At 60.4% G+C, this 24708-nt stretch carries 19 protein-coding genes; 5 read left to right on the plus strand and 14 right to left on the minus strand.

Annotated features, from left to right (window positions below):
- Positions 1–138 precede the first annotated feature (138 nt).
- The 5 genes from R0J92_RS17790 (at position 139) to R0J92_RS17810 (ending at position 4868) form a co-directional block, all read left to right on the plus strand.
- The gene (locus tag R0J92_RS17790) at positions 139–669 is read left to right on the plus strand and encodes an Lrp/AsnC family transcriptional regulator (protein ID WP_106164481.1); all 531 of its coding nucleotides are present in this window, start codon (positions 139–141) and stop codon (positions 667–669) included.
- Positions 670–796: 127 nt separating this feature from the next.
- Positions 797–1936, plus strand: a complete 1140-nt coding sequence (locus R0J92_RS17795) for a glycine cleavage T C-terminal barrel domain-containing protein (protein WP_411052606.1) — start codon at positions 797–799, stop codon at positions 1934–1936.
- 25 nt (positions 1937–1961) lie between these two features.
- Entirely contained in the window at positions 1962–2411 is a 450-nt protein-coding gene (locus R0J92_RS17800; protein ID WP_106164483.1) for an OsmC family protein, read from the plus strand.
- A gap of 21 nt (positions 2412–2432) precedes the next feature.
- Complete coding sequence (locus tag R0J92_RS17805; protein ID WP_411052607.1) at positions 2433–3233, plus strand: enoyl-CoA hydratase; 801 nt, start codon at positions 2433–2435, stop codon at positions 3231–3233.
- A 3-nt stretch (positions 3234–3236) separates the two neighbouring features.
- Positions 3237–4868 (plus strand): acyl-CoA synthetase, encoded by a 1632-nt coding sequence (locus R0J92_RS17810; RefSeq protein ID WP_411052608.1) that lies wholly within the window; start codon positions 3237–3239, stop codon positions 4866–4868.
- Between the two features lie 201 nt (positions 4869–5069).
- Here R0J92_RS17810 and R0J92_RS17815 read toward each other — a convergent pair whose 3' ends face one another.
- From R0J92_RS17815 to R0J92_RS17880, 14 genes are all read right to left on the minus strand, one after another.
- A complete protein-coding gene (locus R0J92_RS17815) occupies positions 5070–8507 on the minus strand; it encodes an AAA family ATPase (RefSeq protein WP_411052609.1) in 3438 nt (1145 codons plus the stop codon).
- Positions 8507–9742: a metallophosphoesterase family protein gene (locus R0J92_RS17820; RefSeq protein WP_411052610.1), complete on the minus strand. Its 1236-nt coding sequence runs from the start codon at positions 9740–9742 to the stop codon at positions 8507–8509. The genes R0J92_RS17815 and R0J92_RS17820 overlap by 1 nt, the downstream gene beginning before the upstream one ends.
- 261 nt (positions 9743–10003) lie before the next feature.
- On the minus strand, positions 10004–10630 hold the full coding sequence (locus R0J92_RS17825; protein ID WP_411052611.1) for a DUF2147 domain-containing protein: 627 nt from the start codon (positions 10628–10630) through the stop codon (positions 10004–10006).
- A gap of 339 nt (positions 10631–10969) precedes the next feature.
- The gene (locus tag R0J92_RS17830; RefSeq protein ID WP_106164489.1) at positions 10970–12286 is read right to left on the minus strand and encodes a TRAP transporter large permease subunit; all 1317 of its coding nucleotides are present in this window, start codon (positions 12284–12286) and stop codon (positions 10970–10972) included.
- Positions 12287–12297: 11 nt separating this feature from the next.
- On the minus strand, positions 12298–12798 hold the full coding sequence (locus R0J92_RS17835) for a TRAP transporter small permease (protein WP_411052612.1): 501 nt from the start codon (positions 12796–12798) through the stop codon (positions 12298–12300).
- Positions 12799–12838: 40 nt separating this feature from the next.
- Positions 12839–13807, minus strand: a complete 969-nt coding sequence (gene dctP, locus R0J92_RS17840) for a TRAP transporter substrate-binding protein DctP (protein WP_411052613.1) — start codon at positions 13805–13807, stop codon at positions 12839–12841.
- A 317-nt stretch (positions 13808–14124) separates the two neighbouring features.
- Entirely contained in the window at positions 14125–14988 is an 864-nt protein-coding gene (locus R0J92_RS17845; protein WP_411052614.1) for an ABC transporter ATP-binding protein, read from the minus strand.
- A complete protein-coding gene (locus R0J92_RS17850) occupies positions 14988–15854 on the minus strand; it encodes an ABC transporter ATP-binding protein (protein WP_411052615.1) in 867 nt (288 codons plus the stop codon). The genes R0J92_RS17845 and R0J92_RS17850 overlap by 1 nt, the downstream gene beginning before the upstream one ends.
- Positions 15851–16717 carry an ABC transporter permease gene (locus tag R0J92_RS17855; protein WP_106164492.1) on the minus strand — a complete coding sequence of 289 codons (867 nt, stop codon included), beginning with the start codon at positions 16715–16717 and terminating at the stop codon, positions 15851–15853. Before R0J92_RS17855 ends, R0J92_RS17850 begins: the two co-directional genes overlap by 4 nt.
- Positions 16710–17717: an ABC transporter permease gene (locus R0J92_RS17860; RefSeq protein ID WP_411052616.1), complete on the minus strand. Its 1008-nt coding sequence runs from the start codon at positions 17715–17717 to the stop codon at positions 16710–16712. Before R0J92_RS17860 ends, R0J92_RS17855 begins: the two co-directional genes overlap by 8 nt.
- Before the next feature lie 60 nt (positions 17718–17777).
- On the minus strand, positions 17778–19307 hold the full coding sequence (locus R0J92_RS17865; protein WP_106164494.1) for an ABC transporter substrate-binding protein: 1530 nt from the start codon (positions 19305–19307) through the stop codon (positions 17778–17780).
- Positions 19308–19393: 86 nt separating this feature from the next.
- The gene (locus R0J92_RS17870; RefSeq protein ID WP_411052617.1) at positions 19394–20935 is read right to left on the minus strand and encodes a phytoene desaturase family protein; all 1542 of its coding nucleotides are present in this window, start codon (positions 20933–20935) and stop codon (positions 19394–19396) included.
- Positions 20932–22488 (minus strand): indolepyruvate oxidoreductase subunit beta family protein, encoded by a 1557-nt coding sequence (locus R0J92_RS17875; RefSeq protein ID WP_411052618.1) that lies wholly within the window; start codon positions 22486–22488, stop codon positions 20932–20934. Before R0J92_RS17875 ends, R0J92_RS17870 begins: the two co-directional genes overlap by 4 nt.
- 13 nt (positions 22489–22501) lie before the next feature.
- Positions 22502–24646 (minus strand): thiamine pyrophosphate-dependent enzyme, encoded by a 2145-nt coding sequence (locus R0J92_RS17880; RefSeq protein ID WP_411052619.1) that lies wholly within the window; start codon positions 24644–24646, stop codon positions 22502–22504.
- Positions 24647–24708: the final 62 nt, after the last annotated feature.

The following is a 24708-nucleotide window of genomic DNA, read 5'->3' on the forward strand; positions in this document are numbered from 1 at the left end:
AGTTGGGGAAAGCGCGCAGGTCAGCGGGGCGTTAAAAGTGGATACTTGTCGCAAAAGAGGGCGTTGGCGCGGGTGGGGCAGGCTAGAACCGTCGATGACCGCATTCTGCAAATGACTAAGACCGTAAGGACGACGTGAATGAAACAGCTTGCCCTTGATGCCGCAGACATTCGTATTCTGAGTGCGCTGCAAAGACACGGCCAGTTGAGCAAAGCAAGACTGGCAGAGATTTGCAGTCTTTCGGCGACGCCCTGCTGGGCACGGCTGACACGGTTGAAAGCTGCCGGGTATATTCGTGGCTATCATGCTGACATCGCATTGGCGCAACTGGCTGATTTCGCCCAAGTGATTGTGACAGTCTCGTTGAGCCGTCACCGGAAGATAGACTTTGATCGTTTCGAGGCCTTCATCAACAGTCGGGACGAGATCATTGACTGCATCGCCACGGGTGGCGGGGTCGACTACATCATGAAGGTGATCACCCCCACGCTCTCTGCGTTTCAGGATCTGATGGAAGAGTTTCATGCCGAAGATCTCGGCATTGATCGCTACATGACTCATTTCGCGACGCGGCAGGTGAAGTCAGCCTTGCCCAGTATCGCAAAGCTGGCATCTGCGAACGTCAAAAATAGGCAAGCCGGTCCAATCGGTCCTGTTGGAGGGCAATAAACGGCCTGACCAGTCTGCGAATTGAAAAACTTCAGACCACAGTCGCTGCCTCTCTCGGACTATATCTCGGACAGAGTTTGGCAGTTTGTGGTCGGGAGGATCACGGACAAAACGGGAGGACGTTTCAATGCACGCAGATGATTTTGGTTTCGGCACACAGATCCGCAAATCGCCCTATTTTGACGCAACTGTGCGTTGGGGCGCGCAAGGGTTTTCGGTCTACAATCACATGTATATCCCACGTGATTTCGGGGATCCGGAGCAGAACTTCTGGAACCTCGTGAACGACGCGATCCTGTGTGATGTTGCGGTTGAGCGGCAGGTCGAAATTACCGGTCCGGATGCCGCGCAATTCACCCAGATGCTGACCTGCCGTGACCTGTCCAAGATGGCTGTGGGGCAGTGCAAATACATTCTGATCACAAACGCCGATGGCGGCATCTTGAATGACCCTATCTTGCTGCGCCTCGCTGAAAACCACTTTTGGATTTCGCTGGCCGACAGTGACATTCTGCTGTGGGCGCAAGGGGTTGCGATCAATTCCGGCCTTGATGTCACGATTGGTGAACCTGATGTCTCGCCGCTGCAATTGCAGGGTCCCATGTCGGGTGAGATCATGAAAGCGCTGTTCGGTGACGAGATTATGGACCTGCGCTACTACTGGCTGCGGGAGGTTGAACTGAACGGCATCCCGCTGGTGGTGTCCCGCACCGGCTGGTCGAGCGAGCTGGGGTATGAGATCTACCTGCGTGACGGCTCCAAGGGTGATCTACTTTGGGAGACGATCATGGCCGCGGGGCTGGAGTTTGGCCTGAAGCCTGGTCACACGTCGTCCATCCGGCGTATCGAGGGCGGGATGCTATCCTATCACGCGGATGCGGACATGGGTACCAACCCGTTCGAGCTGGGTTTTGACCGGCTGGTGAACCTTGACATGGAGGCCGACTTTATCGGCAAAGCCGCGCTGCGCCGGATCAAGGAGGAAGGCGTCAGCCGCAAGCAGGTGGGTCTGATCCTCGACGGTGCGCCACTCACCGGGCCCAACACGACCTTCTGGGGGGTGCAGTCCGCCGGTGAGGAAATCGGCAAGGTGACATCCGCGGTCTATTCACCACGTCTGGAGAAGAACATCGCATTGGCCATGGTTGCCGCAGAGCATGCCAACATCGGCGCAGAGGTCGAGGTGGTAACCAATTCCGGCCCCGCCCGTGCGACCATCTGTGAGCGTCCGTTCTATGATCCCAAAAAGCAGATCGCAGCGGCGTAAGGCATCTTCAGCAAAGGCCATTCAAATGTCAGACCTCGCCATTGAGCTGCATTGGCAGCGTGCGGCACCTGTGTTTCAGACAGGGACATATTCCAACGAACATACGGTTCAGTACAACAACCGCTATGACATGCTTGTGGACTCCGCCCCAGATTGGGGCGGAGATCCGGACAACACAAACCCCGAACAGGCGCTGGCTTCGGCGCTGTCCAGTTGCCACATGATGACCTTTCTGGCGCTGGCGGCCAAAGCGGGTTGGCCGGTGGCAAGCTATCACGATTACGCTGAGGCGCATCTGGGCAAAAACCCAAAGGGGCAAATGTCAGTGACCCGGATCGATCTGCATCCTGTGGTGCGTTTCGACACCGGGTTTGCCGTGACCACCGAAGAACTGGCGCAAATGCAGGACCGCGCGCATCGATATTGCTTTATCGCCAATACTTTGGCTGACAGTGTAGAAATCAACATAGTTTGAAACCCCGAAAGGAGTATCGTCTTGACCACCTCCGACATCCTGCAGCGTGATCTGGACGCGAGCGGAATTCTACGGCTGACACTGAATGATGTTGGGCGGCGCAATGCACTGTCCGAGGCGATGCTGGCAGAGCTCGGCGCGGCCTTTGATGCAGCGGGGGCGGACCAAGCCGTGCGCGTCGTTGTTCTGGCCGCCAACGGTCCTGCGTTTTGTGCCGGTCACGACCTGAAGGAAATGACGGCGGGACGCAGCGCAGACGATGGTGGCAAAGCCTATTTTGCCAAGATCATGTCGATGTGTGCGGGCGTCATGCAGGGCATCGTGAATTGCCCCAAGCCGGTCATCGCCGAAGTCACCGGTGTTGCGACTGCCGCCGGCTGCCAGCTGGTTGCAAGCTGCGATCTGGCGATTGCGTCGGATAGCGCATCATTCAGCACGCCGGGCGTACATATCGGGCTGTTCTGCTCCACCCCGATGGTGGCGCTGTCGCGCAACGTGGCGAACAAACACGCGATGGAGATGTTGCTGACGGGCGATATGACGTCAGCCACGCGGGCGGCGGAGATCGGTCTTGTAAACCACGCCGTTGCGCCAGACGTGTTGCAAGACACGACGATGGAGCTTGCACGCAAGATCGCATCCAAATCCAGCATGACACTGGCGACCGGAAAACGTGCCTTTTACGCGCAGCGCGACATGTCGCTGTCTGACGCCTATGACTACGCCTCCAGCGTGATGGTCGAAAATATGCTGGCGCAGGACGCGCGCGAAGGTATCAGCGCATTCATTGAAAAGCGCAGCCCCCATTGGCAGGACGCCTGAGGCATGAGTGCGAACCCCTACGACACCGACCTGGACCGCAATCCCGCAAACCACCAGCCGCTGACACCGCTGACATTTCTGGAACGGGCAGCGTTGGTCTTTCCGGAACACACAGCGATCGTGCATGGCGCATTGCGTCGCAGCTATGCGGAGTTTTATGCGCGGTCGCGCCAACTGGCGTCTGCTTTGGCGCAGCAGGCCATCGGGCGTGGGGATACGGTGTCTGCCGTGCTGGCCAATACGCCTGCGATGCTGGAATGCCACTATGGTGTGCCCATGTGCGGTGCAGTTTTGCACTCGGTGAACACGCGCCTTGATGCATCCGTGATCGCGTTTCAGCTGGACCACGCCATGTCGAAAGTGGTCATTGTGGATCGCGAATTCATGCCTCTGGTGCAAGAGGCGCTGGCACTGGCAACAGTGAAGCCGCTGATCATTCAGTACAATGATCCTGAGTTCTCCGAGGCTGAGATCCAAACTGATCTGCAGGACTATGACGCGTTTCTCGCCACGGGTGATCCCGATTTTGTCTGGCTGATGCCGCTGGATGAATGGGACGCGATTTCAATCAACTACACCTCCGGCACCACCGGCGACCCGAAGGGCGTGGTCTCGCATCATCGTGGTGCTTACCTCTTGGCGCAGGGCAATGCGCTGACCACCTCGATGGCGAAACATGCGGTCTATCTGTGGACCCTGCCCATGTTCCACTGCAACGGCTGGTGTTTCCCCTGGACCCTGTCGGCGATTATCGGAACCCATGTGTGTTTGCGCCAGGTCAGGGCAGAGCCGATCTGGACCGCCTTGGCGGAGGAGGGCGTCACCCATCTCTGCGGCGCACCGATCGTGATGTCTCTGATGATCTCTGCCCCCGAAGCTCAAAAACGCCCTCTCAGCCAGACGGTTCAGGTCTTCACGGCCGCGGCCCCGCCGCCCGAAAAGCTGTTGGCAGATATGAAAACCGCAGGTTTCGACGTGACGCATCTTTATGGGCTGACCGAAACCTACGGACCCGCCGTGGTGAATGACTGGCATCAAGACTGGTCAAACCTGCCTGCGGCGGAACAAGCGGCGCTGAAATCCCGTCAGGGCGTGCGCTATCTGCCGCTCGAAGGTCTTGACGTGTTGAACCCCGAAACCATGCAGCCCGTGCCGCGTGACGGCAAAACCATGGGCGAGGTGATGTTTCGCGGCAACGTCGTGATGAAGGGCTACTTTCGCAATCCTGCGGCCACGCAGGCGGCCTTTGCAGGGGGATGGTTCCATTCCGGTGATCTGGGGGTGCGTCACGCGGACGGCTATATCCAGCTCAAGGATCGCTCCAAGGACATCATCATTTCGGGGGGCGAGAATATTTCGTCGATCGAGGTGGAAGAAGCGCTGTATCGCCATCCTGCGGTTGAGACTGTCGCAGTGGTTGCGATGCCTCATGAAAAATGGGGCGAAACGCCCTGCGCTTTTGTGGAATTGGTCGGCGGTGAAACCGTGGATGCGACAGTTTTGCGTGCGTGGTGCAAGGAGCAGCTGGCGTCCTACAAAGTACCGGGACAGTTCGTGTTCATGCCGATCCCACGCACCTCCACGGGCAAAATCCAGAAGTTTGTCCTTCGCGAACACGCCAAAGAGCTGGCATGACGTGAAACGGCAAGGCAACTGGCTCTCGTATGGCGTCACACTTGCGAGCAGCCTTACAGCATATGGCGGAGAAAAACGTTGATCGTCGGCGGTTTGTCCTACCGTGTGGAGTGATATCCGGGGCCGGGCACGCAAGCACCACCAACAACTCCACTATGTGATGCCCTCGGGCTAAGACAGATCCGCCAAGGCCGCCGCGCTCTAAAGCTCATGAACAATGGGTGGCGTGGTGCAAACGGCCTTGGCGATCTCGACCACATGCCGATGATGGGTCAGATAAATCGCCTGTCCGCGTCTACCTATGGTTTCCATGACGCGACACGCGGCACTGGTGCGCGCCTCATCGAAGGTTTCAAAAATATCATCGCAGAAAAAGGGAAGTGTCGTGCCTTGAGCGACAAGCTGATCGTGCGCCGCTGCACGCAGTGCCAGATACAGCTGGAACCGCGTGCCCTTTGACATTTCATCCGCCCTTTTGCTGACGCCATTATTGTCAACGGCCAGCAAAACCTCGCTATCCTTGTCGATCTGGGTGCTGAGGGAGGGGTAGGCACCGTGTGTGAGGCTGGAGAAACACTGCTCTGTCGCCGTTAGCATTCCGCTGCGGTGACTGTCACGGTAGCGTCGAATTGCGTCGGAGGCGAGGTGATGACCCAAGGACAACTCAAGATGCTCCACTGCAGCGTCCTCCAACTGAAGTTCCAGCATCGCCTTTTGTTCGACCAGCGTGGCAACTGCGTCGTCGCCCTTGATCGCGGCAAGGGCATGTTCCGCCGTGACCCGCGCTTGGATTGATCGGGTCAGCTCTTCTTCGGCGTGGGCAAGGTCGGAGCCGTGGCTTTCCAGTGCGGCCTCCAGTGCGGCGACCGAGGTTTGAGAAAGCTCAGCCCGAGCCGCCTCCATATCGGTGGTTTCAAGCTCGGACAGGACTTCGCGGGTGCGCTTTTCAAGCAAAGCGCGGTCTTCGATCACCTTCTGTGCGCGGGTTACGACCTCACGCAGACGATCAACATCCTGCAGCGCGTCAGGCTTTGGGAAGATTGATGCGATCGCCGCGGCCTCTTGATCGATGGCGTTTTGCGCCTTTGTGTGGGTGTCTTTGTCGGCCTTGGCGGCCGTTATTGCAGTGTCGATTGCCTCGCGCTTCTCCTGGGCCGAGCGCGCGTCTTCGGCGAGTGATTTGAGCGCCGCGTATGTTTCGGCGGCCGTGGTTTGGGCTGGAACATCATGAGCGTGTGCTAAGGTGCTGACTTCCGTGATGAACTGCTTTTGGTCTGCCTGCATTGTTGTGACCCTTCGCGCAGCATTCGCGCGGGTCTGCTCGTACTCGCGCAAGGCGCGCAGCGGTTCCAAAGAGGCCATCAGACGTTCTGGCGAAAGCAGCGCTCCGGCAAGGTCATTGACAAGCGCGCGCCAGGTCCGGTCGGCACTTTCCTTGGCTTTAAGTGCGTCTGCGTGGCGCTCTCTACGACGGCAAAGATCACGTTGCGCCTGTTGCAGTACGTGCTCGGCCTTTACACGCATCTCTGCTTGTTTGCGCTCCTCCTCGGTCAGACGTCTTGCCGTTTTCAGGGCGATATCGAGATCTGCAGGAGCGACCGGCAGGACAGCTGAAAGCTCTGCCATCAGGGCGTCGGCGCGCTGCAGTGTTGATTGATGCGCCTCTTGCGTTTCCCAAAGGGCCTGAGCATCGTCACTGGCCACCTCGTGTCGATGCACCCATTCCAGCCACTCGACAGGCATGATGCTGGCGGCAAGCCCCACTTGGTTTGCCGCCGCATGGACCGCCGCCTCAATGTTAGAGAGTTCTTGGCGCAGGGATGCGAGACGCGTTTCGGTCTGTGCTGCGCGTGCGCGCGCCTCGGCCTCGGCCTGTGAAATCTCGCGCAGCTGTGCCAGTTCGCGATGCTGCGCCAATCGCGTATCTGCGGCATTGTCATGCAGTTGCATCGCCGTGTGAAAACTGTTGGCAGTGCCGGTGTCTAATGCCGCGAGATGCTCTGACCATCGAGCGTCACGCAGTCCGCGCAACTCCTCAGATTCTGCGTCAGAGACAACGTTTGCACTCCGTGTCAGTGCGTTGGCGTGGGCGGCGCGCGCCTCCGCGTCCTCTAGGTACTCGTCCCGTTTGTCCGTCGTCTTACGAAGCTCGCGCAACACGTCCTGATGGCGTTCGGACCAGATTATTGCCTGCTGGCGCGAACTGGGGCAGACGGGCGGCGCGTCGAATGTGACACCGTTGAACGCGAGCGCCGAAAGGGCTCGTCGGAGCTTTGCCTGCGCAACCCCGATTGCTTGCAGCGCAGCTGCATGGGCGGGCGCAAGGCTGTCCGCATCAAACCGGAGCAGAATGTCACCAACCTTTTCCGGAGCCTCAGAGGATGGCATGTCAGCTTGTAAGGCTTGGGTGGCGGCGTCCACGCGCTCTTGCAGTTCTACGACTTCGTCGGCCTCGGCCGCTTCTTTTGAAATGGCCAAGCGCAGCCGCTCCCCGGCAGTCTCCAATTCGGCGATATCGGCGCTCGACAGGATAAGGTCTTGCAGATCCGTATCCGGCGATGTGATGCCTAGATCTACGGCTGCCTGCCGCATGGCTGTCTCTGCCGCTTGATGTTCGTCCTGTCGCCTTTTGAGGTCGAGATGTGCAGTGCGGTCGCGCGCAGCAAGGTCCTCCAGCGTTTCCAAGGCGGTTGCGAGCTCAAGACGCTCTGGCGCAACCGTGAGCGCTGCGCGATCTTTTTCCAGTGCCGCGATTTCATCGGTCAGGCGTGCAATGTTCTGCGTGGCGACGCCGCGATCACTGCGCAGCTCAATCAGGCGCTCGGGATGAAAGTCGAGATGCTCGGGATAATCGGACCAAGGCGCTATGTTTTGCTCAAGCTCGCGTATCTCAGCGATCAGCGGCAGGGCGCGTCGTTGCGCCTCTGTGCGGGCCTTCGCTCTGTTTAACGCATCGCGTGCCGTGCGCGCTGCCTGTTCGGCGACCTGTGCCTTCCCAAGATCTCGTTTGAGCGCCTTCCACGCGCTGGCCGTCACGTCGCGCGCCTTGATGTCCTTTTCGACTTCCATCAGGGCGCGTTTTAGTTCTGCGATGCGTGTGGTGCGGCCGCGTTTTTTCCAGAGCGCGTCAGCCCTTTCACGAATACCGTCCAAAACGCTGCTGAGATCGGCGACCCCCGCCGCAGCAGAAAAAAGCAGGCGCCCTATATCGCCTTCAGCGTTGGCGATTTCTTCGCCGCCCCTTTCGATCGTTTCATCGTCGAGGCAGAGAAGGCGGCGGTAATCCAGTTCTGACAGGCCGGCCAAATGAGCGGACAGCGCCGCTTCCGGTACGGGAGTACCAGTATCATCCACCAGCGCGCCGTTACTGGTAGGCAGACGGGTGAAATTTCGCAGCTCCCCGTCGAAATCCAGCATCGCGGAGATTTTCAGGTTCTTGCGCGGGTGCTTGAACGCGTAGCTCTCGCGTATTGGAAAGCCGTAAAATAGGCGCAAGACGGCTTCCATCGTGGTGGTTTTACCAGCTTCGTTGGGGCCATAGATGATGTGAAAATCATGACCATCACCCGCAGGTCCGAAGTCGAACTGCCGGTTGGTAAAATGGCCGAAACGGTCGAGGGAAAGCCGTTGGATCCGCATTATTTCTCCACGCCCTTCATCTGCGCGAGCACAAGGTCTGCGCCCGCTTTCGCGAGGCGCTCGACCAAGGCATCTCGCTCGGCTTCATCCGCCATCAGTCTGTCGCGTATCGTGGCAGGCAGAGCTTGCAGAACTGTCTCAACCTCGGTGCGCGCGAGCTCCGTGAACCCCGGTTCCGTGCGGATCGTCGCCATGGTTGTGGCCAGCTCGTCCGAGGCGTTGCCGGCTGTGTCATTCGCGCTTGGTGGTGAAAAGGCGAACAGCAGCTTGTCGATCCAAAGATTGCCAGCGCTCTCGGCGAGTTCGCCCAGTTGTTCGCTCCAGACATCTCGGTCCCTGAGGAATTTCCAATGGCGGGCAGGGCAACCGGTCAGAGTCAAGCGGAGGACGCCTGCGGGTGCAGAGATTGCGTGCCGCGTCTCTTTTAGGTGGGCCTTGAGCAGTGCGCGCAGGGTCTCGTTATTGTCGGCTTCAGTCACGTCCAGCTCGGTATGGACAAATTCTACGACAGATGTGGGCACTTCACTCACATTGATGCATCCACGATCAATCGTAAGAAGTGTCGCGGACTTGGGGCCAGCCTCGCCGATATCACGGCCCTGTGGCATGCCGGGCATCACAACCCATGGTGTTTGCGAATGTACCTGCCGCTTGTGGATGTGACCAAGCGCCCAGTAATCAAACCCCATCTCTGCAAGCGCGGTGATGCTGCAAGGGGCATAGTCATCATGACCTGCAGCCCCCCCAAGAGAGCTGTGCAGCATGGCAATGTTCACCGCACCCGGCACCGGTGATTTGAAGCGCGGGAGAAGGCTGTCCGGGGCATGGCTATCGGCAAAGCTGACACCGTGAATCCAGATGTCATCGGTCAGTTGTTTCTTGCCCCCGCGCGCGTCGAACACATGGACATGGGCGGGCAGGTCGAGGGCTCCGGCTATCGGATTCTCCGCGTCATGGTTTCCCTTGATGTAGAAGACTTCGATACCCGCATCACCAAGCCGATCCAGTTCTGCCAACAAGAAAGCGCCGGTTGTAGCCGTGCGTTCCTTGCCGTCGAAGAGATCACCGGCAATCAGAAATGCGGCGACCTCTTCGGAAATCGCGCGGTCGATCAGCTGGCTGAAGGCACTCCGGGACGCTGCTGCAATGGTGTCGCGCAGGCCAGAATTTCTCAGCGCAAGTGATCGGAGTGGTGAATCCAAGTGGAGGTCGGCAGTGTGAAGTATTTTTATCAATATTGTCCCCTTGTCGGGGAGAATGAAGCAAGAATCCAGGCTCGGAACAATAGAGAAAGCCTTGTCTTGCGTCGTTGAGTAGCACGCCAAACGCTGCTGGTCTTTGTTCTCAAGAGTTTGCGGGAGAATACATCAAAAGCTCACCCGCCTGCGGATCTATGAAATCCACTCCCCTGTTTCCGTATCACCGTCGTATGGCCGCACAACAGGAGAGGCGGCGCGGCAGATCCTGTCCTGCTTCCGTCAGGCTTCAAAGTAAGGTCAGAGGGCGTCGCTGCACAGTTGCTGCGGTTGTGCTGTGCGGACCCAGCTGAAGGTCTCGCCCAGGTGTTTCTTGCCGATGATGGCACGCGTTGCGTAGGAAACCGTCGCGAATACGGGTAGCTCACCGGTGGCGGCAGCCACGCCCAGGTCGACCGCTTCGTCAATGCTGGCTCCGTAGTAGGCGCGCGCTTCGATCACATTGTGCGACGTCATTGATATGATCAGATTGAGATCTTCGCCCTCTCCGGGATCATAAAATCGACCTGTATATGACTGAGGCTCTTTGGTTGCTTCGAGATCGGAGATGACGACACTGTTGCAGATCTTTTGCCCCCAGGCGAAAAGGTCAGGGTTGAAGGCGTCGCGCGCGCTTGGGTCCCCTTCAAAGACAACAAGCCGACCGCAGAGCTTTTCTGATCCCGTCTCACAGGGTTCTATCAAGACGGTATTGGGGGCATCGCTCAGTGTCCAATACCCTTCGAGCGGGCTGATGGCTCTGGCCACAATCTCCCCTTCCTGATCAGAGGCCGCACAGGCTCCAACAGCAATGGATACCAAAAGTGCCGTGTCGCGCAGGGTCAGTCCGGATGTCGGCCACCCTCCGCTGGATTTTGTGATTTTCATTCGCCGCTCCCTGCCTCTGTCAGATGTTTCGCGAGTTAGCGGCAGAGCGTTGGGGTCGCGCGCAGAATGTGTGGAGGCGTTGTGAAGGACGGGCCGATCGGGTGTCAGGCCGCCCACACAGATCTGGTTAGCATGTCAGCGGAGGCCGGAATTCGGTCGAGACGGGGCAGGCACAGGATATCGCGCTGGGCCCCGCCGGGCTGTGGCAGATGAACGGGGGCGGCGAGAGCCTTCTGTGTAAGCTTTCCGGGCCCGCGTCATGGCGGGCCCGGAGAACGGCACAGAGTGCCGTGGTTGGCGATCACGTGTCGCCCGGTGCGACTGTTCGGGACAGACGGCTCAGTGCGCCATCAACCCCGGTAGCCAGGTGCCGATGGCAGGCTGCCAGACGATCAATGCCAATACCGCGAGCTTGATGACAAGGAATGGCGTCACTGCCGCATATATATGCTTCATGCCGATACCCTCGGGCGCGACGCCGCGCATCACGAACAACAGCAGGCCAAACGGCGGGGTCAGCAGTCCGATCTCCATGGTCAGGAGATAGACGACGCCGAGAACCAGCTCGTTGATGCCCAGTTGAGCCGCAAGCGGCACAAACACCGGCACCGTGACCATCAGCATCGAAACCTGATCCACGAAACATCCCAGGAACAGCAGGATCAGGATCATGCCCACCAGCACCATCGTCGGGGTCGGGTCCACCGCATTGATTGCAGCAATCAGACCATTGGTGGCGCCACTGAACGACAGAACCTGCGCAAATGTCTGGCTGGCCGCCATGATGAAGAGGATCATCACCGAGAGTTTGACCGTTTCCATCAATGCCTTGGCGATCTTGCTCAGCGACAGGGCGCGGTAGGCGGCCCCGATCACAAGTGCTGCGAGACAGCCAAGAGCGGCGGATTCTGTCGGGGTGGCAAATCCCATCAGCAGGCTTCCGATCACCACCGCGAACAGCACGGACAGGGGCGCGACGTAGATCATGAAGGGGCGCCAGCGCTCTGCAAGTGTCATCTCAGGCAGATCATCCGGCGGGGCAACGCTGGGGTCCAGGATGCTGCGACCGATGATGTAGACGACAAAGGCACCGGCCAGCATCAGCGCAGGGATCACGCCCGCGATCAACAGGCCCGAGATGGAGATGCCCGCAAGGCTGCCGACCAGAACGGCCAGGGCTGACGGGGGGATCAGCATCGCGATCGCGCCAGAGGCCATGATCGGCCCCATGGCCATCGTCGGATGGTAGCCGCGTTGCAGCATGCCCGGCATCAATGTGGAGCCCAGCATGGCCGTATTGGCGATGGTAGAGCCGGACAGAGCGGCAAAGATCGTGCCGCCAAAGACGGTGACCACCGACAGGCGGCCAGGCACCCGGGTCACCACGCGTTCGATCGCATCTATGGCCCGGTGGGCAATGCCGGTCTGAAACAGAATTTCCCCCATCAGGATGAACAGGGGTATCGGGGCCATCTGAAAATTGGCCACCGACTGGGTGGAGTTTCGGGCCAGTTGCAGCAGGCCGCGATCCCCGCCCAACACCTCGAACGCGCCGATCATGGTGACGGTGATAAAGGCAAAGGCGACCGGAAGGCCGATCAGCAGCAGGACCGCCAGCCCCCCCAGCATCAGCGAAAGCGTGAGAATCCAATCCATGGGAATTCCTTTCAGAGGCCGGTCAGCGGCGCAGAGTCTTCGGAGGGGCGGAAGATTTTGCGCAGGAATTCGATCATGCACAGAAGCATCGACAGCGGCAGGACGGTCAGTGTCCACCATTCAGGAAAGGTGAACGCGGTGCGCACCATGGAGCCGCGCGCGTATGATTGCATCAGGGCCTGCAGCCCGGCCCAGCCAAGCGCGGCACAGGTGATGGCCCCCAGCAGGCAGGTCAGGATTGCGGCGACGCGGGCCCCACGCGGTGGCAGCCCGCGGGTCACGAGGTCGACCTGTACGTGGGCGTCCAATCGCAGCACCCAAGGGGCGCCCAGAAAGGCGATGGCCATCAGACCGTACTCGATGACATCAAGCGCGCCGTAGATCACCGGCAGGCCGAGGTTGCGCAGAAACACATTTAACGGGATCACCAGCGTGATCGCCGCAAGGATGGCGGCGGCGAGCACGGCAAGGCCAGTGGTCAGCGCGCCGAAGCAGCGGTTGAAGTTCATCATGGGAACAACGGCGGAGCGACCAGAGGCCGCCCCAGCCACTTCACTTTGTCAGACAGGATTGCAGTTGCTGGCCAAGCTCAGCGTCGATTTCCATCACCTCGCCCCAGCCTGCGGATTGGGCGGTCTCAGCCCATAGCTCCTTGTCGGCGCCGTCAAAGGTGACGGTTTCAATGCCAGCTTCCGCCTGTGCGTCTGCTTCGGCCTGATTGCGCGCGATGTTTTCTTCGTTCTGCGTCTCGATCCAGGTGGCGGCCTGTTCCAGCAGCGCCTGTTGATCGGCGCTCAGGTCGTTCCAGCGGTCCATGTTCACCAGGAAGTTCACATCGACCTGATAAAAACCAGGGTCGACCCGGTAGGCTGTCTGCTCGTGCCAACCAAGATCAAGAACCCCCTGGCTGGGCCAGCCATAGCCATCAATCGCACCGCGTTCGAGGGCAGTATAGACCTCGCCCGGGGCGGTGCGCACAAGGGTTGCCCCCAATTTTTCAAACATGGCGCGATAGACTGGCGTGGTGCGAATGGTCAGACCGGTCAGGTCCGGACCCTCCAGTGGTTTCGCCAGATACAGGTGATAGTTCATGTTGTCGCCCACGCGGGCGAGGTATTTCACATTCATCTGCTGCTGGTGAATGCTGTCGATCAGCTCATAACACCCATTGGCGCGTTGGTCCTGAATGGTGTTTTGCGCCAGATGCAGTGCATCACCGGTGGGCAGAAGGTTGGGATAATAGGCGGTGGTGTTGTTCGCGATATCGACGATGCCAGCCTGAACCGCGTTGCCCAGTTCAAAGGGCGGCACCGCCTCGGGCCCGCCCAGCAGGTCGATCTGAACCAGACCTGTGCCGTTTTCGTTGACCCAGTCGACAAAGGCTTCGAAGTCGCGGGAGAAAGTTGTGCCGGTGGCAAAGGCCGTGACAGCCTTCAGCGTCACCTCTTCGGCTTGAACGCCGGCTGCGGTGAAGGTTGAGGCGCCAAAAAACGCGGCAGTGGCGAGTGAGCGGATGGTCATATTCGGTCTCCCTGGGTGAGTGTGCTGGCGCGGAGCGGGCGCTTCTGAGCCTCTTGGTGTTCCGTATCCATATCGAAAAGCGTAGAGCCTCATTCTCAATTCTTCAAGCATGAAGCTTTAAGTCTGAAATAAAAATGCGACGGATCTTGGGGTGTGGTGATTTTTGCAACCTCAATGCGCCAAGTCGCGCAAGAATGTGAATATTTCGCCCGCGCAGCGCACTGGCGCGACAGGGGCGATATTTTGTTTGTCTCCGTTGGTCCGAACTGGATCTCGCTGCGCCAGCGCGGACTGTGGCGTTGTCTTGCGTTACATGGTCAGTCGAACCATTTGTCGTCCAGCTCTGGCAGTGGAATGGCATCGAGCAGCAGGCGCGTGATCTCGGATTGCGGGGCGGCAAAGACCTGCTCTACGGGGCCGTTCTCCAGAATTTCACCACGGTTCAATACGATGACATTGTCGCATAGGTGCCGGATCACGCTCAGGTCATGGCTGATGAAGGCGATGGTCAGGTTCATCTCCTGCGCCAGCGATTTGAGCAGCGACAGCACCTGCGCCTGGCTGGAGACATCAAGGCCCGAAACGATCTCGTCGGCCAGAATGAACTCCGGCTCTAGTGCGATCGCGCGGGCGATGCCGACGCGCTGGCGCTGCCCGCCGGAAAGCTCATGCGGATACCGCTCGCCAAAGCTGGGATCGAGGCCGACACGTTCCAGCGCCCGCAGAGCCTGATCCCGACGCGCGGCGCTTCCGCTCCGGGTGGACGTTTCATTCGCGTAGCGCGCCAGTGGGGCTGCAACGATGCGCCAGATCTTGTGGCGCGGATTGAGGGACGACATCGGATCCTGAAAGATCATCTGCAAGTTTCGCCGCAGGGGACGCAACGCCGCCTCGTCCAGCGTGGCGATATCTTGTCCATTGAGCAGAACCTGACCGGCATCCGGGCGCAGCAAGCGCACGAGAACCCGCCCCAGGGTCGATTTGCCAGAGCCGCTCTCGCCAACGATGCCGGTGATCTGGCCCCGCGGCAGATCAAGGTCGAGACCTTTCAGAACTTCGATCCGGGGTGCGGGGGCAAACAGCGGCGCATGGGCGGTATCGGGAAAGGACAGGCGCAGGCCGCGCACCGAAAACAACGCCGGAGCGGGAGCAGTCTGTGGGCAGAGCAAGGGAGCGGCCATCACCAGATCTCCTCCTGTGCGATCTTTGATTTCATCTGTGCGATCAGCTCGGGCGGCACCGGAGAGAAGCTGCGAGCGGGGTCGGCATAGCTGGGCGTTGCGGCAATCAGCGCGCGCGTGTAGGGGTGCGTCGGATTGGAGAAGATCGCCGCGGTGGTTGAATCCTCCATGACGCGGCCTTGAAATAGCACGGATACTTTCTGGCTGATCTTGGCCACGACCCCCATGTCGTGGGTGACAAACAGCACTGCGGTGCCAACTTCCTTTTGCAACTCTCTGATAAGTTTCAGAATTTGCTTCTGTACGGTAACGTCCAGCGCAGTGGTCGGCTCGTCCGCCACAATCAGGGGCGGCGAGGGTGCAAAGGCTGCGGCGATCAGAATGCGCTGACGCATGCCGCCGGACAGTTCATGCGGGTAGCTGCGCATGACACGCGCCGGATCACGAATTTCGACCCGATCCAGCAATTCCAGTGCCCGCGTCTGCGCACGGTCAGCAGACCAGCCATGGATGCGGGTCAGCGGGTCGGTGATCTGCGGCGCGATCCGGCGTACCGGGTTTAGTGCGGTGAGCGGGTCCTGCGGGATCAGAGCGGCACTCTGGGCAACGCAGTGGCGTCTCTTGGCGGCGTTGAGGTGATCGAGTGCCTGACCCCTGAGGAAGATCTGCCCGTGGGTCACCCGTGTCGCCGGGGGCAGGGTGCCCAGAACGGCCTTGCCGATCATCGACTTGCCAGCGCCACTCTCCCCAACTAGCGCGCGCACCTCTCCGGGCTCTAGCGTCAGGTTGACCCGTCTCAGAAGCGGCAAGCCGCTGCGCAGGGACACGGTCAGATTCTGGATGTTCAGCGTCGAGGACATGGTCATTGCAGCACCGGATCAAAGCGTTGTTTCAGCCCTTCGCCGAGCTGAGAGAAGCTCAGCACCGTGAGGAACAGGGCGATCAGCGGGAACAGCAGCACCCACCAGGCAAAGTGGATGGCGTTGCGTCCCTCGGCAATCATGCTGCCCCAGGTCGCCACATCCGACGACAGAGACAAGTTCACGAAGCTGAGGATCGCCTCGACGATCACCGCGATGCCCATCTCCAGCATCAGCAGGGCGACAATCGACGGCAGCACGTTTGGCAGGATTTCCGAAACCAGGGTGGTCAGTCGCCGCGCGCCGCCGATCTGCGCGCTGTCCACATAATCCATCTGCGCCTGCACCATGGTCTCGGCGCGGATCACACGGGCAAAGCGGGTCCAGTCAATCAGGGCGATGGCTACGATGACCGAGGTCAGACCGGTGCCCATAACTGCCACCAGCAACACCGCGAACAGCACCGGAGGAAAGGCCATCCAGATCTCGATGAGGCGAGAGATCACCCGGTCCCACCAGCCGCCGAAATACCCGGCCAACAACCCAAGGGTCGAGCCCACCAGACAGGTTGCCGTTGCCGCGATCAGGCTGACACACAGCGCGATGCGGGTGCCGTAGATGACCCGCGACAGAACATCCCGGCCCAGACTGTCGGTGCCGAGCCAATAGCCCGGTTCCGTGCCGGACATGAAGAACGGGGGAAGGCGTTCGAGGAACAGATCCTGATAGAGCGGATCATGAGGCGCGATCAGCGGTGCAAAAAGGGCCGCCAGACCCAGCGTGGTGATCCAGGCCAATGGCAACCACAGACGCAGGTTGCGGCGACCCGAGCGGACACGGGGCGTGGTTTGCAGGGAGACATCAGCCATGACGCAACCTCGGGTTCAAAAGGGTGTAGGACAGATCCACCAGCAGGTTGATGGCCACAAACAGGGCGGCAAACAGCAGCACGATGCCTTGGATCAGCGGCAGATCACGATTGATAACCGCATCAATGGCCATGTTCCCAAGGCCGCCGTAAGCAAAAAGGCGCTCCACGATCACCGTGCCACCGATGAGAAAGGTGAACTGCACCCCAACCAGCGTCAGCGTCGGCAGGGCGGCATTGCGCATGGCGTCCCGCAGGATCACTTGCGTTTCAGAGAACCCGCGCACCCGCGACAAGGTGGTGTAGTCTTGGATCAGAACCTCCTTGAGGTTCTGCTTCAGCAATTGTGCAATCAACGCCGCCAACGGCAGCGCCAGCGACAGCGCGGGCATCAGCATATGTGAAAACGCGCTGCCAGCGACGTCGAAACGCCCCCGCAAAAGCCCCTCGATAGCCACGAAGTTGGTGAGGAAATCGAACTCGAGCCTCGGATCGAGACGCCCGGAAATAGACAGAACGGGCCAGAGCACACCAAACAGCAGGACAAACAGCAGCCCCCAGAGGAAATCGGGAATCGAGAGCACAGCGCCACTGGTCAGGTCGACGGCGGCCTCCGTCGGACTGCCCCGTCGACGCGCCCCGATCACGGCAGCCACACCGCCGATGGCGACCGCGATCAGCAAGGCAAAGAATGACAGCTCCAGCGTCGCCGGAAGGCGGGCTAGGACCAGATCGGCGACCGGCTGGCGCAGGGTGATGGAGGTGCCGAAATCGCCCTGAACCACCCCGCCAATCCAGATGACGAACTGTTCGACCAGGCTCTTGTCGAACCCGTAGAGGGCCGTCAGCTGGGCGATGTCGTCCTCGCTCGCACCCGGCGGCAGCATCATGGCGATCGGATTGCCTGGTGCCACTCGCACCAGAACAAAGACAACAACCGCAACGCCAAACAGCGTGACAAGGGTCGTCAACAGACGGGACAGCACTGTCCTGAGAAACATCAAAGGTACTCCGCTTCGATGCCGCCGACCGCAACGGGCCGGCAGCAGGAGATTGACAGATCAGACGGATGTCACGGCCTGGGGCAGCAGGTCGCCAGAGGTATAGGCCGCGACGTTCAGATCCGAGCGGTAGACGATGGGCATCACATATTGCAGGAGCGGGATCACATAGCCCTCTTCAGCAATATAGCGGGACACGTCCTTGTAGCCCTGGATGCGCTTTTCTTCGTCGGCTTCCACGAACAGCGGGCCGATTTTTTCCACCAGATCCGGGGTGTCCCAGACCGCGTGTGGCGAAGGGCCGAACATCGAAAATCCCGTAGATGTCGACGGATCACCGATCGAATTGCCCCAGTTGTAGAAGGCCGCAGGCGCCAGCTGGTCGGTGGCACGCAGCTCGTAGTGTTTGGCGATCTCGTACACTTCGATTTCGGCTTCGATGCCGACACGACGCCACAGTCCGACGATGGCCTGCACCATTTCATAATCCTTGGGCTTAAAGCCCTTGGTCGTCTGAATGGTGAATTTGACCGGGTTGTCCGTGGAATAGCCGGACTCTGCCAGCAACGCCTTGGCGCGCTCCGGGTCGTAGGGCACCGTGATGCTGTCGTCGAAGGCGGCATAGCCGGGCACTTCGAGGGTGGAGAGCGGCACGCCATAGCCTTTCAGAAGCCGGTCGATGATCAGCTCCTTGTCGATGGCGTGATGGGCCGCGAGGCGGACATTCTTGTCGAGCATCGGCCCGATGTCGTTGAGGAAGATCATGCCGATATCGGTGATCGGAACCGCCTGACCGGACAGGCCGTCCTTGGCGATCAGGCGATCGTAATCTTCGTAGGGCATATTGGTGGTAATATCCGCGTTGCCGGATTCCACCTCGGCCACGCGCGAGGTCGCATCGGTCACGAATTTGATCGTCACGGTGGAGAACTCCGGAGCCGCCCCCCAATAGCCGTCGTAGGCTTTCAGGCGGACGTAGGCGCCGGGTTCGAATGTATCCACCATATAGGGGCCAGATCCGATCGGTGCTTTCTCAAACCCTTCGGAGCCGACGCTTTCGTAATAGTCCTTGGGCAGAACAAAGGCCGTCAGGAACGCCATCCATTTGAACAAGGCCGGTTCGAACTCGATCACATCTGCGGTGATGCGCTGCCCGTCGATCTGGAAATTTCCGATCTTGGACCAGACGAACTGCATCGGGTTTCCGGTTTCGGACTGGGCGGCACGGGTCAGCGACCAGACGATGTCATCCGGGGTCAGCGGATCCCCGTTCTGCCAGGTCACCCCTTCGCGGACGGTCATGTGGATCTGGGATTTGTCCTCGCTGAACCCCCAGTCGGTCAGCAGCCCGGCGTCAAAGCTGAGATCCGGGTTCTGGCCGACAAAGCGGTCGAACACCGCCAGGTAGATGGATTGCAGCACCGGGTTGACCGCAGCCGGGCCGGTGGTCGGATCCCAGCTTTGCACAGGCACGTTGTAGGCAATGGTCAGGTCGCCCCCGTTCTGGGCGATCACCGGCAGGCCCGAGGCCGCAAGAGCGGTTGCAAAGGCTGAGGTGCCTAGGAAACCACGACGGTTCATAGTGTTCATGTCTTCTCTCTCCTGTTGGCGGGCCTGTTTCGACCCAATTTATTTTTTGTGTTTTGCCCATGCGGGCAGGGGCGACCGCAGGGCGGTCAAAGGTCTTGTGCCTTGAAAAACCCCGAACCGGCGCCGGTGCCGGCGCCTGGCCAGACCGCTGCTCCGATCATATGCAACCCCTTGATGGGGGTCGTGCCATCGGCGAACCCACGCACCGGGCGGAACAGAAAGTTCTGCCGCAGATGATGCGAGCCGCAGAGCTGGTCGCCGCCCACGAGGTTGGGGTTGCCAGCTTCCAGATCTCTCGGCGACACTACGGTCTGGGCGAGAATGCGGTCCCGCACTCCCGGTGCCTGCTCCTCCAGCTGATCAATCACGCGGGCTGCAAATGGCGCTTTGGCCTGATCCCAGTCCCGTGCGGAGATCTTGCCCTTGGCGTCCCCTGCGATATCCGCAGGTAGGACGCGAACCTGCACCCAGAGCGTCTGTTTTCCCTCCGGCGCGCGTGTCGGATCAAAGATCGAAGGTTGCCCAACCACCAACACCGGGCTGTCCGGCAGCAAACCGGCCATCGCCTGTTGATAGGTCTGCGCGGTAGCGTCGATGGACTGGCCGACATGTACATAGGCAAAGCGACCCAATTCGGGGGCAGCCCACGGCACCGGGCCATCCAGTGCAAGGTGAATCATCATCGTGCCTGGTGCGTGGCGGAAGGCGTCAAGCCCGGCATCAAAACGGGCGTGGCCGCTATCGCCAATCAGCGTGGACAGATGACGCGGCGCCAGTCCGGCCAGCACCGTCTTGGCGGCGATGTCTTCGCCATTGACGCTCAGGCCCGTGACGGTTCCGTGCGTGTGGGAAATGGCGCGGACATCGGCATCGCAGGTGACGCTGCCGCCATGGGCCTCGATCATCCGCACAAGCGCGTCCGTAACGGTCGCGGCACCGCCCTTGCCGATGACCATGCCCTGTGCCTGTCCGCCGAGAGCCTCGAGGAACGGGAAGATGGCCCCACCTGCAACATCCGGCGCAAAGTCCAGATGCAATCCCCAGGTGGAAAAGGCGCAATGCAACCGGGGATCTTCGAACGTATCCTGTAGCCAGTCGCGCGGTGAGGTCATCAGCAGGCGGGCGATATCGGTCATCTTGCCGAGCCCCAGGCTGCGCCACTGTCGCCAAACGAACTTCAGCAGCGCTGTTCGCGTCATTGGCGTCCCGAGAAGCCCACCGATTACCGCGGCCTTCTCGGGGAATTCGCGCATCAATGACTGCCAGGTGTCTTTGTCCTGCTCACTGTGAAAGCTCGCCAGCGTTTCGTTGATATCTGTCGACACGCCGACAAAATCGCCCGGTGTCATCGCCTGGGCAAAGGGACGATCAACGGACACCAGCTCCAGCCCATGACGGGCCATCTCCGCGCCATGGCGCGCCATGAAGCCGGAGCCTGCGAACATCGAGAGGTTCATCGCAGCCACGTCATGGTGAAAACCGGGCAGTGTCAGCGCCTTGGTCTGCACCGCCCCGCCGGGGGTGGGGCCGCGCTCCCAAACCTGAACCTTGCGCCCGCGTGCGGCCAGATCCGCGGCGGCCACAAGACCGTTGATCCCGGCGCCAATGATGTGAATGGGGCCGCTCATGCAGCGTCTCCGGCGAAGCTCTGGACCGTGGCGAGCGCGCCCTCGAGCTGCGCCCCGGACTCATCGGCCAAGGCGGCACTGCGCAGTCGTCGCATCCAGTCCGCCGCGTCGGGCCGCCCTTGCAGAATGGGCAGCGCCTGCATGATGCGGGCGAATTTCGAATGGCCGCGCACATGTGTGTCTGAGTAGCCCTTGATCAGCCGGTAGTTGGCCAAAAGCTCCGTCGCCAGAGCACGGTCACGTTGGGCCACATCTGTCACCGTGGCAAACCACTGGTCGATATGGGCCATCTCTGTTTCATGCCGCAGCAAAGACCGGCGCCAGGGCCGCAGCGCCGACACCGCCCAGAGCATCAGGAACCCACGCAGCCGGTCGGTTCGGATCCGGCGCCCCTTGTCTAGATAGCGCGAGTAGAACGCTTCGAGACGGGATGAGTTGCGCAGCCGCTTGCCAAGCCAGCCGGGCAGTGTTGTGGTGAATTCTTCAAAGCGCGGATGGAAATACTCGGTCACCATCAACACCTGGTCATCACCCACCACAACCTCGTCGCGCACACGGGTCATCCGGCTGGCGCGGGTCTTGATGTCAGCGACCCGCAGAATGTCATCGTAGCACAGCGCGCGGGCGCAGTATTTCGCCCCTGCAATGGTCATCTCGAACGGAGCGCTGTCCGTCACGGCCAGAGTTTCGACCATGTCCATATACTGCTCGCCGTAGGCAAGGTCCTGATAATCCACCACTTTGGTCAGCCCTAATCCCGCCATCTCCTGGGATGCGGCGGGCAAGGCGGTAAGGCGCGATTGCAATTGCGCCCATTTGTCCTGATGGCGGGATGGCACATGCAGCGTTTCGATCTGCTTCGTTTCCGCTTCGGGCTGTGGCGGTTGCTGTTTACCCGTGGCGCAGTCAAACGCATCATTGAAAGCCCGCAGCGAGGCCTCGACGCCCCGGCCTGAGGCGCGGATCACGTCCTCATAGCTCTCCTTGGGAAAGGGCAGGGCGCCAGACCCGGCCAGCCCGCCCAGCAGCGAGGACGAGATCATCGACCCGGCAGATTTTGCCAGCGCCTCCATGTCGAAGGCCACCGTATGATCGGCGGCAATGCCCATGGCTTCGATCACCTTCTGACCATCGGCACGCCCATCTCCGGGAACCGTTTTTTCCGCAACCGCAGGAATGCGATGGGTCGAAGCGATCAGGGTGGTGCGCCCCGGCGTCACAAAGCCACGCATGATCGCGCGGCCGCCTTCCATCAGTTCGGATGCGATCAGGATGTCGACGTCCCCTTCGGCGGGCGACAGGGCAAAGACCGGCATACGGCCGGTGTCGCGACACATTTCGACATAGTAGATCGTGGCCCCCGTGCGCTGGGCCACACCCGCGACCGAGGTGGATTGCGCACGATAGCCATTGGCCTCCGCGACGGCGGTGATCCAGTTGGTCAGGACGCCACCGCCCTGGCCACCAACGGCAAGTGCGGCCAGCGTGATGATCTTTTCACCTTCTGCGCTGGGCGAACGGCGGGCGGCAATCGAGGTGTTTTGAATGTTCATGTTGTCAATTCCTTCAGGCGAAGACCACGCGTTTCGCGTCACGCCTGCGTTGCAGCCAATCAATGATCTTCTGGGTCCTGCGCGCCTTGCGGCCTTCGCGCGGGGTGGGGTTTGATACGATATCGGCCTGATAGAAACTGGGGCAGAGCACGGCGGCATCGGCGACCTCGCCGCAATTGCCGCATCCGACGCAGGTCTGGTCGATGGCTGCGACCGGATCATCGCGCAGCGGATCGCCGGTATCCTTGACCGACAGGGACGGGCAGCCCGAAAGCCGCATGCAGGCGTGATCGCCGGTGCAGATGTCCTCATCGACGCCAAAGCGTGGCCGCACGGTGCGCTTGCCTTCCTTGGTGGCCTTGGCCAACAGTGGTTTCTCCCGACGCTGCCGGTTCAGCATGCATTCTGAGGAGGCGACGATGACCTTCGGGCCTGCAACCTGTGTGGTCAGCGCCTCTTTCAGCGTGTCGCGGACCTTGGTGACGTCATAGGTTCTGTCGATCTGGCGGATCCATTTGACGCCCATGCCCTGGCAGGCCTCGACGATGGAGTTCTGCGTCTGCTTGGTCTTGTTGTCTGCGCGGGATGATAGGATGTCCTGCCCGCCGGTCGCCGCAGCATAGAAGTTATCGACGATCACGATCACATTGTCGGACTTGTTGAAGACCGCATTGCCCACAGACGACGTCAGACCATTGTGCCAGAACCCGCCATCCCCGACGAAGGAGATCGAGCGACGGCCATGCGGGTCTTCGTTGTGAAACGCCGCAGCCGAGGCCGGACCCAGACCATATCCCATCGTTGTTGCGCCAAGATCGAAGGGCGGCATGATCGAAAACAGATGGCAGCCGATGTCCGATGAAATGTGGTGCTCACCCAGTTCCTGCTCGACCAGTTTTGTCGCTGCAAAGATCGGCCGCTCCGGGCAGCCGGTGCAGAACCCCGGCGGGCGTGCGGGCAGAACGTCGGACAGATCTGGGATCGGCGCTGGTGCTTCATTCTTGGTGACCGCGGCGGCTGGCATCAGGCCCGGCGCATATGCCGTCAGAAACTCCCCAAGCCCGTGCAGCATCACCTGTCCGGTATATTCGCCCCCCATCGGCAGCATGCCCTTGCCCTCAAGCGTGACGCGCTTGCCGGCCTTGTAGAGCATATGCCCGATCTGCTGTTCGATGTAGTTGGGCTGGCCTTCCTCGACGATCAGAACGGCCTCCTTGTCCTTGCAGAAGTCGAGGATTTGGCTTTCGACCAGCGGGTAGACACAGTTGAGGCAGAGAATATCAAGATCGGTATCGCCATAAAGATCGGCAAGCCCAAGACGGTTCAGCGCGCGGATCACCGTGTTGTAGGTCCCGCCCTGAATGATCAGACCGACCTTTCCAGATGGCTGCCCAAACCGCTCGTTCAGGCCGCGTTCCAGAATGAAGCGTTCAGCCGCGGGTTTGCGTTTGGTCAGCTTCTCCGCCTCATGGAGATAGGTGGCAGGGGGCAGGACGATCCGCTCAAGATCCCGGCGGGGGCTTTCCAGCGCCTGGCTCACTGTCATGTCGGGACGGCGATTGTCGGAGGCGGCGAAAGAGCCGTGCACATGGCAGGAGCGGATGCCCATCTGCAGCATCACCGGCGTGTTGCTGGCCTCCGACAGCTCAAACCCATCCCCAACTGCGGCAACGATCGAGGGCAGGTTGGGGCGCGGGTCCAGCATCCAGACCTGGCTTTTCATGGCAAAGGCATAGGTGCGCTCCTGCATGATCGAAGAGCCTTCGCCGTAGTCTTCGCCGACAATGATGAGCGCGCCGCCGGTTACGCCGCCCGAGGCCAGATTGGACAGCGCATCGGAGGCGACATTGGTCCCGACAACGGATTTATAGGTGACCGCTCCGCGAATGGGGTAATGAACGGATGCCGCCAGCATCGCCGTTGCGGTGGCCTCGCTTGCGGAGGCTTCAAACCGGACGCCCAGCTCTCCGAGGATCTCCTGCGCATCTGCAAGAACATCCATCAGATGCGAAATCGGCGAGCCCTGATAGCCCCCGACATATCCAACGCCATTTTCCAGCAGCGCCTTGGTGATGGCGAGGATCCCTTCGCCCGAGAAGGTCTCTCCATCTCCCTGTTTCAGTTTTTGGACTTCCTTGGCAAAGGAACGTTCAGCCATGGGTGGTCTCCTTGGGTCGTACCGACCGACATCTGAAGGGGACGACGCGCTGTCGCTGTGCC

Origin of the sequence: Tritonibacter sp. SIMBA_163, assembly GCF_046535935.1 — a bacterium.
In the GTDB taxonomy this organism is placed as follows: domain Bacteria; phylum Pseudomonadota; class Alphaproteobacteria; order Rhodobacterales; family Rhodobacteraceae; genus Epibacterium; species Epibacterium scottomollicae.